The 16,294-nt window shown below is 37.9% G+C and carries 6 protein-coding genes; all 6 read right to left on the reverse strand.

The genetic code is table 11. The features are described from left to right. Positions 1-25: 25 nt before the first annotated feature. The 6 genes from SJY09_RS15925 to SJY09_RS15950 all read right to left on the reverse strand — a co-directional run bounded on the left by SJY09_RS15925 (position 26) and on the right by SJY09_RS15950 (position 16,272). Positions 26-1,372: a vanadium-dependent haloperoxidase gene (locus SJY09_RS15925; RefSeq protein ID WP_396636693.1), complete on the reverse strand. Its 1,347-nt coding sequence runs from the start codon at positions 1,370-1,372 to the stop codon at positions 26-28. Positions 1,373-1,375: 3 nt separating this feature from the next. Then, on the reverse strand, positions 1,376-4,627 hold the full coding sequence (locus SJY09_RS15930) for a CRTAC1 family protein (protein WP_396636694.1): 3,252 nt from the start codon (positions 4,625-4,627) through the stop codon (positions 1,376-1,378). Beyond that, positions 4,617-7,985 (reverse strand): VCBS repeat-containing protein, encoded by a 3,369-nt coding sequence (locus SJY09_RS15935; RefSeq protein ID WP_396638645.1) that lies wholly within the window; start codon positions 7,983-7,985, stop codon positions 4,617-4,619. Before SJY09_RS15935 ends, SJY09_RS15930 begins: the two co-directional genes overlap by 11 nt. Further along, the gene (locus tag SJY09_RS15940; RefSeq protein ID WP_396636695.1) at positions 7,985-11,272 is read right to left on the reverse strand and encodes a VCBS repeat-containing protein; all 3,288 of its coding nucleotides are present in this window, start codon (positions 11,270-11,272) and stop codon (positions 7,985-7,987) included. The genes SJY09_RS15935 and SJY09_RS15940 overlap by 1 nt, the downstream gene beginning before the upstream one ends. A 221-nt stretch (positions 11,273-11,493) precedes the next feature. Next, positions 11,494-13,116, reverse strand: a complete 1,623-nt coding sequence (locus SJY09_RS15945) for a RagB/SusD family nutrient uptake outer membrane protein (protein WP_396636696.1) — start codon at positions 13,114-13,116, stop codon at positions 11,494-11,496. 18 nt (positions 13,117-13,134) lie between these two features. After that, entirely contained in the window at positions 13,135-16,272 is a 3,138-nt protein-coding gene (locus SJY09_RS15950; RefSeq protein WP_396636697.1) for a SusC/RagA family TonB-linked outer membrane protein, read from the reverse strand. Positions 16,273-16,294: the final 22 nt, after the last annotated feature.

Genomic DNA, 16,294 nt, shown 5'->3' on the forward strand with positions numbered 1-16,294 from the left:
GCTGAATAAAGTAAGCGCAATACAATTAATTAGCTACTAATTTATCTTTTCTCATTTGTATTTTATTAAGTAGCAAGGAACCTATTTTTCTACCTTGACCCACACCGACTTCTACAGCTGCACGGTAGTGAATACCGCCGTACATTCTACTGATCGCTGCCTCGTCAGCAGCTTTGTTAAAGGATTCAAAGGTCCTGGTAGGAAGGCCATAGGGAACTTCCGTATCATCTATGAAATCAAAATTCTCACCAAAAATATCGGTAAGCACAATTCCTGCAGCACCCGATACAACACTATGACCGCTCGTATATTCAGGGAACGGGGGTGTTTGCAAGATTGGTTTCCAGCTATCGTCTATATGGGCATTTATTAATGTTTCAGGGCGTATAAGGTTGCTTCTATATTTTTCGTCCCAACAGCTGATAAATGCATCCGCTATAGCCATGGATGTTTTAGTGTACGCAAAAAGTGTATCGTCAAAATTACTGTTTGTTTTTCTGCTCGCGATCTTAGTGATACCGATCCAATGTGCTCCAGGGGTAATTTTTTTGGTAGCGAACATTAAATGACCTCTAGTGACGGATACATAGGGGTTGCAATCCCAAAATTTAGCTATTTCTACCTCTTCGGAATCATCGCCATTAGCGGTAATTTCATTGCTGATATCGTATACTTCTTGTAGTTCCTTGTAAAAATCAGAATCCTTTTCCATTGAAAATGGGGGAGGTGGTGAGGGTTTATACTGCGCAGCCGAATCCAGGAAAAATGGCCTTATCTTGTTCCAATGTGGTTCTATACCGTCCATATAAGCCGGGGGTGTGGGTTGCCATCTAGAGGTGTCATCCGTATTAACGGTGAACTTCGGCATTGTTCTGGTCTGGCTATAGTTATCCTTGCTCATCCATTTTTTTATATGTTCGGCAACCTTTAGGCCATAAGTTTTAGAGATTTCAAACTCCTCGTTGTTAGTAGAGGACCATTTGGTATACAGGCTATCTTGCAACACTTCAAACTTATCCTCAGAAAAAATTAATGCTTTGCTGATATCCATATGGGCTATAATGGCAGCTAATTTTGGATTTACACCGGAAGCTGTATCTATTACAGGTATGGGTTTAAGTTCATTTAGTTGGCCCGCTAGGGAACTGTATTCAGGATTAATTTGAGCCACAATCTCGTAAGCGGCAACATTAGGATAGGCAAAAATTCTACTGGCGACAGGTGGTGAGAATATGTCATGTATCATAATCTGTGTTACCTTATCTACAACCGTGTGTAAATCTTCTGGGTCAGCTTTAATAGCCTCTTTTTTCTGCGTACATGCACTAAAGAGCATACTTAAGAGAACAAAGGGAATAATTTTATTCATCATTTATTATTTATCAATTCTATAAACCTGCGCATCTGCATTGTTCATGGTTACTAAAAGGTATGAGGCATCGTTAAATTCCAAAATGTTTAAGTGTCTTACCGATTTGGACATAAAATCTAGTCCTAATGTATTACCCAGTGTTATATCCTTGTTTGTTTTTATAAGCGCTCCTGGAAAGGAATCGTACCTACCATGGAAGGGTTTTACTCCAAAATAATTACCGCCTACCAAAACTTCATCCTTTCCGTTATTATCAAAATCAAAAACTAAAAAATCCGTTATTGGAGCGGTTTGTAGTTCAAAATTAAAAGGAATAAATGAAAACAGCCCATTATCGTTACTTAAGTATCCGGATTTTAACACAGCTATATCTAATACCTTAGCTGCGGCAATGGTTTTTTTATCAAGGATTTCTGTAATATTCTTGCCGCCAAATGAGGCATAGGAGGTAAATTTTTTACGAAGGGACACCATTTGTCCTGCAAGTTCATTAAGGCCATCCAAGGGGTAATAAGCATCATTTTTAAAGATAGTAACAATCGTTTCGGTGGCACCGTTAGCATCAAAATCCCCATAATACATGCGCATAGGGTGGTCAGTACTTGCTTGGAACTTGGAATTATCACCCCAGTTGCCTAGAAGATAATCGGTGTCACCATCCTCATCAATATCAAAAGCCGTGATACTTTGCCATAACCCTTTTAAATTTTCATCTTCAATGGGCGTATGGTCTAAGAATTTACCATTATCGTTTCGGAGAAAGGTAGGTTGCATCCACTCTCCTGTTAGAACTAAATCCAAATCACCATCATCATCTATATCATCCGCAATACCATCTGTAAGCATTCCCAACTTTTTGAATGTGTTTTGTTCATCCAAAATCAATTTACCGTTAGTGTTGGTAAGGAGGTATGAATCTGGTAACTTTCCAAAATCAGCAGAAATAGATTGATTGCCTACAAAGAGGTCTAAATCACCATCCCCATCATAGTCAATAGGAATTAGTACGGACGCATTCTCATAAGTTTTTTCAATAGCTATTTGACTATAAATTGAGTCTTTTGTGGAATAATATGAATTTGTCAGGGGTGCCATTTTATTATAGAAATCTGCACCACCAGTGCCGATAAAGAGCTCATTTCTGGAATCATTATCGAAATCCACTAGAACGGAAACAACATCTTCTTTGATGGAATCTTTATAAATGGAATTTATGGCAACGGGTTGAAACGAGCTGTCTCTTTGTATAAATACTTTAGAGGGAATGTATTTGGAGCCTCCAAAGAAAATGTCGGCTTTACCATCATTATTCATATCGCCAATACTGGTGGCGGGGCCTCTATCCGATATTTGATAAGGGATAAGTTTTTGGCGATTAAAATCGGTATAAACGTCTTCTTTATGAGTAAAGTTTATGCCTAATTGGCCGGGTACTTTTTCGAAAATTATAGTGTTTTTTGTTTTGACCGAGCTATAATCATAAGCCAATGTATTTGCATAGTTAACTAGTAGTGTTTGATTAACCTTCACACTTTTAACGACTTGATAGCTTTTGTCCGGCCAAATAATCTTCAAGGAATCGATAGCTGTAATATCTCCATATCCAAAATGAATTATAGGTTGGGAGGAGGATTGAAAACCTCTTACGGTAAATAGCTCTTTAACCTGTTGCCTGCCTCCGGCATATGAAAGTACCTTTGTCCCAATACCATACTTGTTTTTACCTTGGTACTGTAAACGGAGTTTAAGATAATTTCCCTTTTCGTTAGTCCGGTTTTCTAGTATGGTAGGATGCGCATTTAAATTATTGGTTACAAGGTCTAGATCACCGTCATTATCTAAATCAGCGTATGCGGTTGCACCAGAAACTAAGGTATCCTTAGGGATCCAATCATCGGATTTATCATCAAAAAGCAAATTAGAATTGCCTTTGAAAATCCTGTTTGATACAGCCCCGGATGGCATTAGTTCTAAAGCTTTTTGGTCTACGAGATTGGTATTATTTATTTTGTTTTTAATATTATCATTAGATACAAAGTTGATGTAGTCTAAGTCGTTTGGTCGTTTTGGAATACCATTACTGATAAAGAGGTCTTGTTCCCCATCTTGATTATAATCGGCAAATAGCGCGCTCCAACTCCAGTCGGTTGCCGCGATACCGCTTTGTAATGCGGTTTCCGTAAATTTCCCGTCCGGTTGGTTGAGATAGAGCATATTGCGGGTAAATTGATAATGGTAACCGTAATTTCCCGTTCTTAGTCGTTGCACCTGTATATTATCGTCACCCTCGGAAGATTTCAGTACTTTTTCTTCAAATGGTAACATATCTAAAGAAATGAGGTCTGGTAGGCCATCATGATTTATGTCTGCAACATCACTACCCATAGAAAACCGGGAGGTGTGTCCAAAATATTCCCTAAGCGATTCCTTAAAAGTGCCATTTCCATTGTTCAGGTAATAGTAATCATCTTCGTGAAAATCATTACCAATAAATATATCGGGGTAACCATCCGTATTAAAATCGGAAATGGCAATACCTAGCCCATAGCCGTTAATGCCGCCGTAAATTCCTGCTTCTTCACTAACATCTGTAAATTTTCCATTATCGTTTCGTAGTAATTTATCTCCGGTTTCGTAATTTCTTTGGTATCTAAGGTCTGCTTTGCCAAATGATTCCGGAGTATGTACAGCATGGTTTAGCAAGTACATGTCCAAATCGCCATCTAAATCGTAATCTAAAAAAGCTGCGGACGAGCTGTAGGATTCAAAATCCAGACCATGTTTTGATGCTTCTTCCCTGAAAGTACCATCACCTTTATTTATAAATAGCTCATTGTGCCCATTAAAACCGTTTAAGCCTACTACAGCGCAGACGTAAATATCTAAAAGTCCGTCTCCGTTAACATCTCCCATTACAGCCCCAGTGTTCCAGGTGCTTTTTCCGGAAATTCCTGCTTTTTCAGAGATATCCTCGAATAAAAAATTTCCCTTATTGAGATATAGTTTATTAGCAACTTGGTTTCCGGAAAAGAATATGTCCGGTAGTTCATCGTTGTTGATATCACCAATGGCAACGCCTCCACCATTATAAAAATACAGGTAATCCAGAATATTCAGGTCATTGGATTCCTTTAGGTCATTTGAAAAAGTTATGCCCGTTTCTTCCGCTGTATGCTTTTGAAATACATCACCTTTGCTGTCATTGCAAGCAATGGCCGATAAAATCAAGAGCAGTCCCATAAGTTTACTTTTCATTTAAAGTGTAAATTTTAGGTTGCTTATCATTTATTGCTGCAAAAAGGAATGAACTACCGGATTTGTCCTTGAATAGTTCTAAGTGCTTTACTTCGTCTCTTATGAAAAAACCACTTACATCATAGTTTTGCCAAGTAAAATCCAGCGCACCATCACCTAACAATACATTACCATAGTTAGCATCTAATCTTGAAAATTGAGGTTTAAACTCAAAGTTATTCCCGGCCATAATAAGATCTAATATACCGTCGTTGTTTATATCTGTACATTCGATGCCACAAATACAGGAGAATTGAACCTGAGGTGGTAGTATTTTAATTCTATATTGACCACTTCCTTCATTGATAGCTAGTACAGATTCCGAAATGGAAGCTTCTCGTACTATGGTATTGGAAATGACTTCTTTGGAAAACAGTTCGTCAATGGTTTTTTTAGCATATTCTGACGCTTTTATATTTTCTTTTTTTAGGGCAAGTATTTGTCCAGTTAAGTCTTTCTTTTGATGTAGCGGATAATCTCCGTTATCATAGTTTTGAGTAACAATCTGTTCTATGGTGCCATCATTATCAAAATCGTTTACCCACATTTTCATGGGTTGCCCTTCCTTTGGCTTGTAATGTAGATTACTTCCCGAGTTTCCCAGAACTAAATCCAAATCCCCATCATTATCTAAATCCTCGGCCTTTACAGCTCCCCACCAACCATGTAGGCTATCTAAATTGGTGCCCTGTTTGCTTAGTCTACGCCCAGAATTCTTAAATATTTTGGGTGTTCCCCAATCGGATACGGTTATAAGGTCTTTTTTACCATCATCATCAATATCTACCCATTTTGCATCAGTAATCATACCTGCGTTTCTTAAATCATAGGCAGACTTTTCTGTAATATCAGAAAATGTACCATCTCCATTATTTCCTAGCAACACATGGTCCGGATCTACGCCATAGGTTCCAACAACACTTCTAGAACCAATGAACACATCAATATGGCCGTCATTATTAAAATCCGTAGCAGTAATGACAGACACGTTCTTATTTGCTGATGGGAGATTGTTAGCTGATTTAGTGAAATTGCCCTTACCGTCGTTTAAATAAAGACGGACTCCATAGGTATGCTGCATACCTATTTCATTTCCACCACTTCCCACAATTAAATCCATGTCTCCATCGTTATCAGCATCAAATAAAGTAGCCGCGGTATCTTCAAAACCCGCATCTTTTTCAAAGTAGGATGTAATAGGCTTTTTAAGTTTCCCATTGCCGCTGTGCAGGTATAGACTTGCTGTTTGGTTTTTTGCACCTCCAACAAAGATATCATCGTTTCCATCTCCGTTCACATCTCCTACAGCCACGCCAGGACCCTCTTGGGCAAGGGAATGGTAAATAAGTCCTTCGTTGTCAAAGTCATTATAATTATTTTCTTTATGCGCTAAAAGCGAACTATTTTTCACCTCGGTTAAAAGCGGATTTAGTTTCTCCGGTGCTAAAACCTTATAGGTACTTTCAGCATCTTTATAATCTAGAACAAGTGTTTTATTTACAGTAATATGCTGTAGTTTTTGTGTGGCATCATCTGGCCAGATTACTCGTATAGAATCAATTTTAGTTTCATTTCCTAGGCCAATAGTCATTGGATATTCTATAGAAGACTGAAAACCTCTTGACGGCATTACAGTTTGATTGATGATTTGATTTTTGAAGTAAAGCTTTACTACCGTTCCTATACCGAATAGATTACCGTCCGCTCCTTTAAAATTCAGTTTTATATAATTATGGTCTTTTAAACTTTCCGTGTTATTCCGATAGACGAAGGTTTCCATGTTTACATTGTTCACTACTAAATCTAAATCTCCGTCATTGTCCAAATCACCATATGCCGCACCGTTTGACCTACTCGGAATTTCAAAACCCCAATCTTCGTTAGCGTTACTAAAGGTAATATCGCCATTATTCCTATAGGCATAGTTAGGTAGTGGCGTTACGGGCATTTTGTTGATGATGGAATCAATGGATTCCTTTCTTCCAGTAAGAGCCATTTTCTGGATAATTTCATTGGCGAAAAAATCAACAAAATCCAAATCTGTCAAATCATGGTTTATTCCATTGGTAATGTAGATGTCTTTTAGTCCATCATTGTCCATGTCAAAAAGGAGACCCGCCCAACTCCAGTCCGTAGCTTCAACACCGCTGTAATATGCTATTTCAGAAAACGAACCATTGCCGTTATTCAATTGAAGTGTATTCTGAATATATTGTTGGTGAAAATCTTTACTCTGTTTTAGTTTAAAAACATTGTAACTTTCAAATTCCATTACAGATTTCACCCTTTGGTCGGGTTCTGGAAGCATATCTGTAATGAAAATATCAGTGAGCCCATCATTATTGATATCTGCCATATCAATACCCATAGCGGAAAGACTTAAATGATTGGTCCATTTTTGAATTTCCTCATGGAAAGTCCCGTCTTGGTTGTTTATGTAGAGGTAATCTCTTTCGTAAAAGTCGTTGGAAACATAGATGTCCGGATATAAATCTTCATTGATATCCATAACCATTACGCCCAGGCCAAAACCGATAAGGCTACCATAAATACCGGATTTTTCACTTACATCAACAAATTTGCCATCATCATTTCGAAGTAGCATATCACCCACGCCCCTAAAAATTGCTGGCACGCCCTCCCAATCTTGAGCTCTAACTTCTCGTTGTTCAGCATATCCTAGACTACTGACCGGAATATTACTGTTATTTAAGATATAGGCGTCCAAATCGCCATCCTTATCATAATCAAAGAAAGAAGCGTGGGTAGAGAAACCGGTTTCGGCCAAGTTGTAGGCTGCAGCATTTTCGGTAAAAGAAAGGTCGCCATTATTGATATATAAATCGTTGTCGTGATTGTTGCCTTCCATATTGCCGGCATTACTCACATAAATATCAAGAAACCCATCATTATTAATGTCTGCCATTACTACTCCCGTAGACCAAGGTTTGTTTCCTTTGATGCCCGCTATTTCAGAGATATCTTCAAACTTTAAATCACCCTTGTTAAGGTAAAGCTTATTAGGTTCTTTGTTTCCGGTAAGAAAAACATCCGTTAGGCCATCATTATTAATATCACCTAGAGCAACACCACCGCCGTTATAGAAATTTCTATACTTGAAAATATTAAAAGCCTTGCTATTCTCTACTTGGTTAATAAATGATATCCCCGTATCATCTGGAGACAGTAGTGTAAATAAAGTTTCTTTTTGAGAAGTAGACTTTTCAGTGTCTGATACGGTACTGTCATTACAAGCAAGAAAAAGTAACTTTACGGCTATGGTAAACGTAATACGATGTATTATAATTTTCCTTTTCATCATAAATGCTCTTTTGAAACAAAGAATAAACTGTCGTTATTTCTTGAGATAACATAGTTCTCTTTGTTCTTGATTTTAATTTTTCCAATACTTCTGGCAGCACCAGTGACTCCTAAGTAGTCGTGGTCGCTACTTTTAAACGGGTCGTTGCTCAAGGGATGTAAAATTATACCATGGGAGGCATCCATCCTACCTAGTTGGGTACTAATTTCATAATTATTGCCCACGAGAATTATAGTTTTTTTTGGTTCGTTTTCAATGAGAATATCCTGTACTGTAGAGATTTGGGCGATCTTGGGTAACGGATGTTTTTTGAACTGTCCGTTTCCTAAGTTTTCAAAGTAACAAGAAGACAATTCATAAACTGATTTTTGAAAGCCCGTCTCTAATATTTCTTTAGGAAAGAGCTCATTAAAACTTGCTGCACCAAAGTCTGCATAGGAAAGATATTTTTTATTCAGTGAAGGTATTTGTTTGGTTAGCTCATCTTTCGAAGCCAATACAGTTTCCGTATTTTTATGATAATAGGAAATAATAGTTTCCATACTTCCATTTTTATCAATATCCGCTTTGTAAAGATTTAGCGGTTTTTGTAACGAGGCATTTAGTTTGCTGTTCTCTCCCCAATTACCCACTATAAAATCTTGATCACCATCGTTGTCCAAATCATTGGTTTTAATAGCGTTCCAAAGTCCGTTTGAATATGCTAAACTATCATCAACTCTTTTTGTGAGGGCCACACCGTCATTCATGAAAATAGTTATAGGCATCCAGTGGCCCACGAATATTAAATCTTTAAAGCCGTTTCCGTCCAAGTCTAAAATGGCTACATCTTTAACATTACCTAAGTCTCTTAATGCTGCGGATTTCTTTTCGGTAACGTCCGTGAAGTTAGCTGCACCATCATTTTGAAAAATAAATTGTTTTGGGCTTAATCCAAATTCCCATGGTACGGCATCAGCAGTGATAAGAATATCCAAATCCCCATCATTGTCCATATCCCAAGACTTTACGGTAGACGCATTAATTTCAACATTTTTAAAGGTAGTAGTATCTTTTTGAAATTGTCCATCCTTATTTAAATAAAGTCTAGGTTGCAGGCTTGGTCCTTTTTTAAACTCATTTCCAGCACTTACTACTAATACGTCAAGAAAGCCATCGCCGTTAGCATCAAAAAATTGTTGGCCAACATCCTCATTCACTTTGTCCGCGTCAAAAAGTTCTGGTTGTTTTAGTATAAACTCACCTTCATTACTTTGTATGAATAGGGCAGAGGCTTGTTGTTTTGCGCCACCAACGAAGATGTCTTCTAGGCCATCTGAATTAATGTCTTCAATACTCACCGAAGGACCCTCGTTGGTATTGGAATAGGGTATTAAGGGGTCCCTGTAAAACTCAATAGAATTACCATCTTTATGCTTGAAATTTATCTTGTTGTGCGCATACGGAGATTTTAGAGGATTCTTTCTGATGGGGTTATTTTTCACCGCATTCTTGAAATGCACTGTAATTTCTTGATTGGCAGCTACTTCTTTTAAAGTTTCGCAAAAGCCGTTTGGCCATTTTACTTGAATAGAATCTACGCGTTTCGTTTCTCCAAGTCCTATGTTCAGTATAGGGTGTGTTGAGGATAAATACCCTTTTGTGTTGAAATTCTCGTAAGTCTGAGTTTTATTTTGTGTATAAATAGATGTAACGGCTCCAATACCAAAAGTATTTGTATTGGGTCCTTTAAAACGTATTTTGATATAGTTTTTAGGATTTATCTCATTCCCCTTATTTTCTAAGATAGTAGCTTGGCCATTGACGTTGTTCACAATAATATCTAAATCCCCATCATTGTCCAAATCACTATAGGCGGTTCCATTACTGAGCGATTTTTCTGGGGTACTCCATGTTTCTGAGGTATTGCTAAATGTTAAGTCTCCGTTGTTTCTGAAAAAATAGTTTGATATTTTTTTTTCAGGCATTTTCTGAATGAATTGCATTTCCTGTTCACCCATTCCATTCGCTAGATTTTTTTGAATATTATCATTAGCTATAAAGTTTATAAAATCCATATCGTTGGATGCGCCTTTTATCCCGTTCGTGATATAAATATCTTTGTAACCGTCATTATCGAAATCTGCCAAAAGTGTTCCCCAAGACCATTCCGTAGCACTAATATTAGAAAGCGAAGCAATTTCACTGAATTTGCCATGACCTAAGTTTAAATGCAGCGTGTTTTGCATAAACTGCGGAGCGTAGCCATTTTTTAGGTAGTTATTATATATAGGGTAGCTAAATTCTGTTCCTGAGGATTTATAAGTTTTTAAATCTTCGGGTAGCATATCTAGAGAAACAATATCAGTAAGTCCATCGTTGTTAATATCCGCAATTGTGTTTCCCATTGAGAAATGTGTTGTATGACCTAAATTTCTATAATTGGTAGATATAGATTCCGTAAAAGTTTTATCGCCATTATTTAGGTAGAGGTAGTCGTTTTCAAAGAAATCATTACCGACATAAATATCAGGGTAGGAGTCATTATTGACATCACTTATGGATATACCTAGACCGTAACCAATCTTACCTTGATAAATATTGGCAGATGCACTTACATCGATGTAATATCCATCCCTATTCTCAAACAATTTATCACCGCTAACCATGTTTTGTTTGGACCTTTCATTGCCATTGGCATAATTTAAGTTGGGGTGTACGGAATGGTTGACAAGAAACATATCTAAGTCCCCATCTAAATCATAGTCCAAGAATGTACTTTGTGTAGAGAAGCCAGAAAAATCTAGACCATAAGATGCGGCCATTTCCTTAAATGTTGGAACTCCGTCTACCGCACCTTGATTTACGTAAAGTAAATTTTTACCGTTCAGGTTTTGATAACCAGAAACTTTGCACAGATAAATATCCAATAAATCATCATTGTTAATATCTACTACTGTTACTCCTGTGGTCCACCCATCTGTATTGTCAATACCAGATATTGATGTGGCTTCACTAAATTTTAACGTTCCTTTGTTAATGTATAACTCATCTTTATTTTCATTAGAAACAAAATAAAGATCTTCTAATCCGTCATTATTGAAATCTGCTGCTGCTAAACCAGCACCATTATAATAGTAAATATAGTTCAGGATATTAAGCTCAGGAGTTGACTCAAGCCTATTTCCAAAAGTTACTTTGCTATGGGAAGGGTTAACCTTAACGAATAGCTTTGTTTTCTCGTTTTTACAGGAGTCTAGTAAACCTGTGACAAAAATTAGTATAACTAAAAAAATCCTTTTCATTAATCTAAAAAACATAGCCTTGCAAGATAATTAAAACACAATTTATTTTAGTAATTAGGATTGTTATAAGATGTTAATATTATGTGTTTTTGTAAGTATATATTTTGGCATGTTGAGGTTTAATTTGCGATTAGATTTTGAAGAAGTAAAATCTAAGCCTTCAAAAATAAACAAGACCGCCTTTGGAGCGGTCTCGTTTTAAACACTTAAATAAAATAGGATTAATATCCTGGATTCTGTACTAAGTTTGGATTAGCCAGCAGTTGTGCAGGCGGAATGGGAAATTTATTATACGTATCGTTTCCAACAGAACCGGAATCTTTAAATAACCAATCTTTTCCAAATTGATTAAAACGTATTAAGTCATTTCTTCTCCAGATTTCAGCAAATAACTCGCGTCCTCTTTCATCAATAAGGTTTTGCTCGGAAACTGTTCCTAGAGGAGTAGCGTTTCTAAGAGTCCTTAACTCGTTCACCATACTAGTTGGGTCACCACCACTACGAAACATTGCTTCAGCTTTCATCAAATGTGCATCTGCGTATCTGAAGACAATCTCATGATTTACTTGTCCATTGTCATTAAAACGTGGATTATATTTCATTACTCGAATACCAGTAGTTTCGTCATTATTTATAAAACTACTGGCCCCGGTTCCATCTTGAAAATCTCTTTTGAAAGTTAAGGGAGCACCTTGTCTGTCATTCAACGGGGTGCCATCAGGAGCAAATTGTTGATTAATTAAAAATCCAAAACCAACATTACTACCATCTTGTATGCCATCCCCGTCACCATCAAAAGTACCTGCTTCACCGGTAAATGCCAAACCAACCGGTGGAACCCCACCTCTTCGCTCTTCTTGTCCATCTAAAGGCGTTACACCGTCCGCATCGTAACGGTTAGAGTTTTCGTCACCTTCAAAAAGGTCGTAGTACTCAGCAAGTGTGCTAAACCCGTTCCATCCTCCTCCACTCTGAGACGTAGAATTGTAATGTAAACCGTTAAAAATTCGATTTCCCGTACTAGAGGCTAATGACCAGATAGTTTCGTTGTCAGCTTCCTCTCTGAATAAATCAAAGTATCCGGCTTGTAAGCCATAACCTTCGCTAGCAATTTCATCTACTAATGATACAACTTGTGCCATATCAGAAGAATCTGGAGAAGTTTCCAAATAAACATGTTTGTTTAGTAGAACTTTGGCTTTTAAGTATTTTGCAGCGGCAACGCTTCCTCTACCGTTGGCTTCACCACTTCCAGCAGGAACGTTGGGTAAATTAGCTATAGCAGCATCTAAATCTGTTAGAATGAAATCCACTGCTGCCTGGCCCGTAAGTACTTCTGGTAAGGTTGATGATGGTAGTGCCGTATCCCTGAACGGTACTTGACCATATAAATCTAGTATAATCCACATACTAAAAGCACGTATTAGGCTCGCTTCCCCAACATCGTTAGGTGTAGGATTACTTCTAGAATCTAGAATTTGAGAAGCTAGAAGTTGGTTACCATTGAATTGATTAAATACGGTAATGATAAATTGATGTTGTCCGTTCCAACTATGGCTATGTAATACACGCCATAGACCGTTATCTCCCCAGTCAGCTCCTCTAGTTGGGATTAAAGCTGCGTCAGTGGTTACCTCGCTCAACGCGTATAGGTTTGCTTGGTCACCATATTGGCCATTTAACCGGTTGTACAGTTCGTCTACTGTTGAAGCAGGATCTGCTAATCCTTGAAATCCGGTGCTAATAATAGAATCTGTTTCTTCAATTTCTAAGTCGGTACAGGAAGACAGGCCTATAAGGGACATTGCCGCCAGTACACATAATGTTAATCTACTTTTTTTCATGATTTTCAATTTTTTTTATTAAAATGATGCGTTTACGCCAAAAGTAAAAGTTCTTGGATTAGGGAATGCCGCAAAATCGATACCTCTAGAAGGTAATCCTGCGTTATTTAATGTACCTGTGTTGGTCGTTACCTCAGGATCTAAACCGCTATAATCAGTAATTAAAAATAAGTTTTGTCCCGTTACTGATAAACGAAGAGTGTTTAATACACCTTCACCACTCAACGGAACGTTGTAACCAATACTAAGGTTTTGGAAACGTACAAAATCTCCTTTTTCCAAAAAGCGTGTGGAAACGTCGGCAGACGCTCCTGCACTCTCTCCACTAGTTACTACATCTTGGGTGACATTACGAGAGATACCTATAGATCCTGCTGTAAAGTAACCATTTGCTGTATTGTTGTATACAGAGAATCCAAACTGTCCAGAGAAAAATGCTGAAGCGTCAAAATTTTTGACTCTAAGGTTAAGGCTGAGACCAGATGTAATATCTGGCAAACCATCTTCACCAACGTATGTTCTGTCTCCGAAAGCATCACCAACGCCATTACCATCAACATCTTGATATATAGGAGTTCCTGTACTGTCAAAGCCTTCAAAAATAGGCATGTAATAAGAAAATAAGGAGTTTCCAGCTTCAAAACGTTGCGCAAATGCTCCTGTTAAGCCTTGACCGTTAATCGGTCCAGAATCGATAATTCCGGCAAAATCCTGAATTTCGTTAAAGTTGTATGCAATATTGAAGTCTGCTGAGAAATTAACATCATCGTTCCGAATAAAATCGTAGGAAAGACCTAATTCCGCACCTTGATTTAAGATTGTTGCGTCTACGTTACCAAATTGAAAAGGATCTACCGCCGGAGCAGCAGGAGGTGTTTGCAGCAGAAGATCAGATGTTTCGGTTCTGTATATATCTATACTACCACTAAATCTATCGTTATTAAAACCAAAATCTAAACCAACGTTAAAGTTTAAGGATTCTTCCCATTTCAAATCAGGAACGTCCGTGGCAACAATTGCAAGTCCGTTTGGATTAATTTGTAGCGTACCGTTCTGAATGGTTGTTCGACCAACTCCAGCAAAACGTTGTCTAGCTACAAAATTCCCATAACCTAAACCATCTTGGTTACCAGTAATACCTGCACTTAAACGTAATTTTAAAGTAGAAACGTTTTCGCCTACAAAATCTTCTTCACTCATTTTCCAAGCGAAAGCTCCAGAGGGGAAGTATCCGTACTGATTTTCAGGACCAAATCTAGAAGAGCCATCCGCTCTTATGGTACCTGTAAAAATATACTTATTGTTAATACTGTAGTTAGCTCTTGCGAAAAAAGACTGTAATTCATCAGTGTTGTCGAAATTATCGAAAACAACGGATTCTACAGATTTGTTAATGGTAGAAGCTACTGGGTCACCTGCAACAACTGTTGGCAGTAAGCGGTTAACAAAATATCCAGCGGTTCTGCTGTCATAATAAAATTGCTGAAAAGAACCATTAATATCTGCTTGCGCATCATTAACAACGCCTCTTAAATCCCTTCCCATTTCATTTAAATCACCAGTAGTAAAGCCTTTAGCGTTAGAGTTGAAACCACTAGTTTGGAAATCTTGATACGCGTAACCAACTAATACTTCCAGATTAGAATTTTCAAATTCTTTATTGTAGTTTACGGTCGCTTCTATGGTCTTATTGTTTCTTTCAAGTTCCCCAAAAGAACCAAAACCAAAACCTTCTGAATCAGGAACATTAAATAAATTTCTTGATGTCAAGGAAGTATTAGATCCCTCAGAGAAATCCCAGCCAGCATTTAATTTGGCCGAAATCTCTGATGTAAATTTATATTCAACAGAACCATTAATTAGAAAACGATTTGTATTCGTAATATTCTGGCTATTATCTAATAAGTTTAGTGGGTTCAGCTGATTTCCGTCCGGCTCGAAACTCGCTCTAGCTGGCCATGTAGGATTGGCTGCGTAAGCTGCACCGATAAGATCACCACTTGCTCCGGCAGTGCCAGCTAAGGGTGCAGTCTGGTCGTTAATCCTGGATATAGAACTTTGGAGTCCAACTATCAACTTATCGTCAAGAAAACGGTGATTAAGATTTAATCTACCGGTGACACGCTCTAAATCTGTCTTTTCTACGACACCAAATTGCTTGCCATAACTAAAAGTGGCTCTAACGTTTCCTTTTCCATAATTTTTTGAATAGGATAAATTTTGATTTTGAGATACGGCAGTTCTAAAAATCTGGTCTTGCCAATCTGTATTTCCTCCAAAATCAACAGCATTTGGATTCCCGCCAAATTGGGATATAGCACTTAAATATTGCGAGCGATTTAATAAATCAAACTCATTAGCCGGATTGGCTACACTTAGGCTAGACCCAAATTCAAATACACCTTCACCACCAGTTTTACCGCTTTTTGTAGTAATGATTACAACACCATTAGCACCTCTAGAACCATAAATTGCTGTAGCAGATGCATCTTTAAGGATACTCATACTTTCAATATCTTGTGGATTCAAGAAATTCAAAGGGTTTCTTTGGGCTGTGTCTCCAAATCCTGTGTCTCCAGCAGGCGATGTGCCTTCTCCTGAGAGTGGGACGCCATCAACAACGAATAATGGGCTATTGTTTGCTCTAACAGAGTTAGACCCTCGAATATTAATTTGAATCCCTGCACCTGGCTCACCACTAGTTTGCTGAATATTAACACCTGCGGTCTTCCCTTGGATTAATTGCTCTGGTGATGCGATTACACCTCCGTTGAAGTCTTCTGCGGTCACAGCTGTTACCGAACCAGTTGCATCTTTAACGGTAGTAGTACCATAACCTATTATTACAACCTCTTCTAAAGCCTGAGCATCTTCCTCTAGCGTGAAGTTAATACTTGATTGCCCGTTAACGGCAACTTCAGTGGTCTTGTAGCCAATATAACTAACGACTAAGACAGCATCACTACCTACTTCAATGGAATAATTTCCGTCAAAATCGGTTTGAGTACCGTTGGTAGTTCCTTTCTCAATAACACTAGCGCCAGGCAAAGGCCCACTAGCATCTGAAACCGTTCCGGTTACTTCTTGCGCCTGTGCTATACTAAAGGACAGAAAGGCCCCTATAGCAAACAGACTTTTTAGTAGCGTAATCTTCATAAAAATTTAGTTTTAAGTTGAG

The organism is Maribacter sp. R77961 (assembly GCF_044594925.1).
In the GTDB taxonomy this organism is placed as follows: Bacteria; Bacteroidota; Bacteroidia; order Flavobacteriales; family Flavobacteriaceae; genus Maribacter.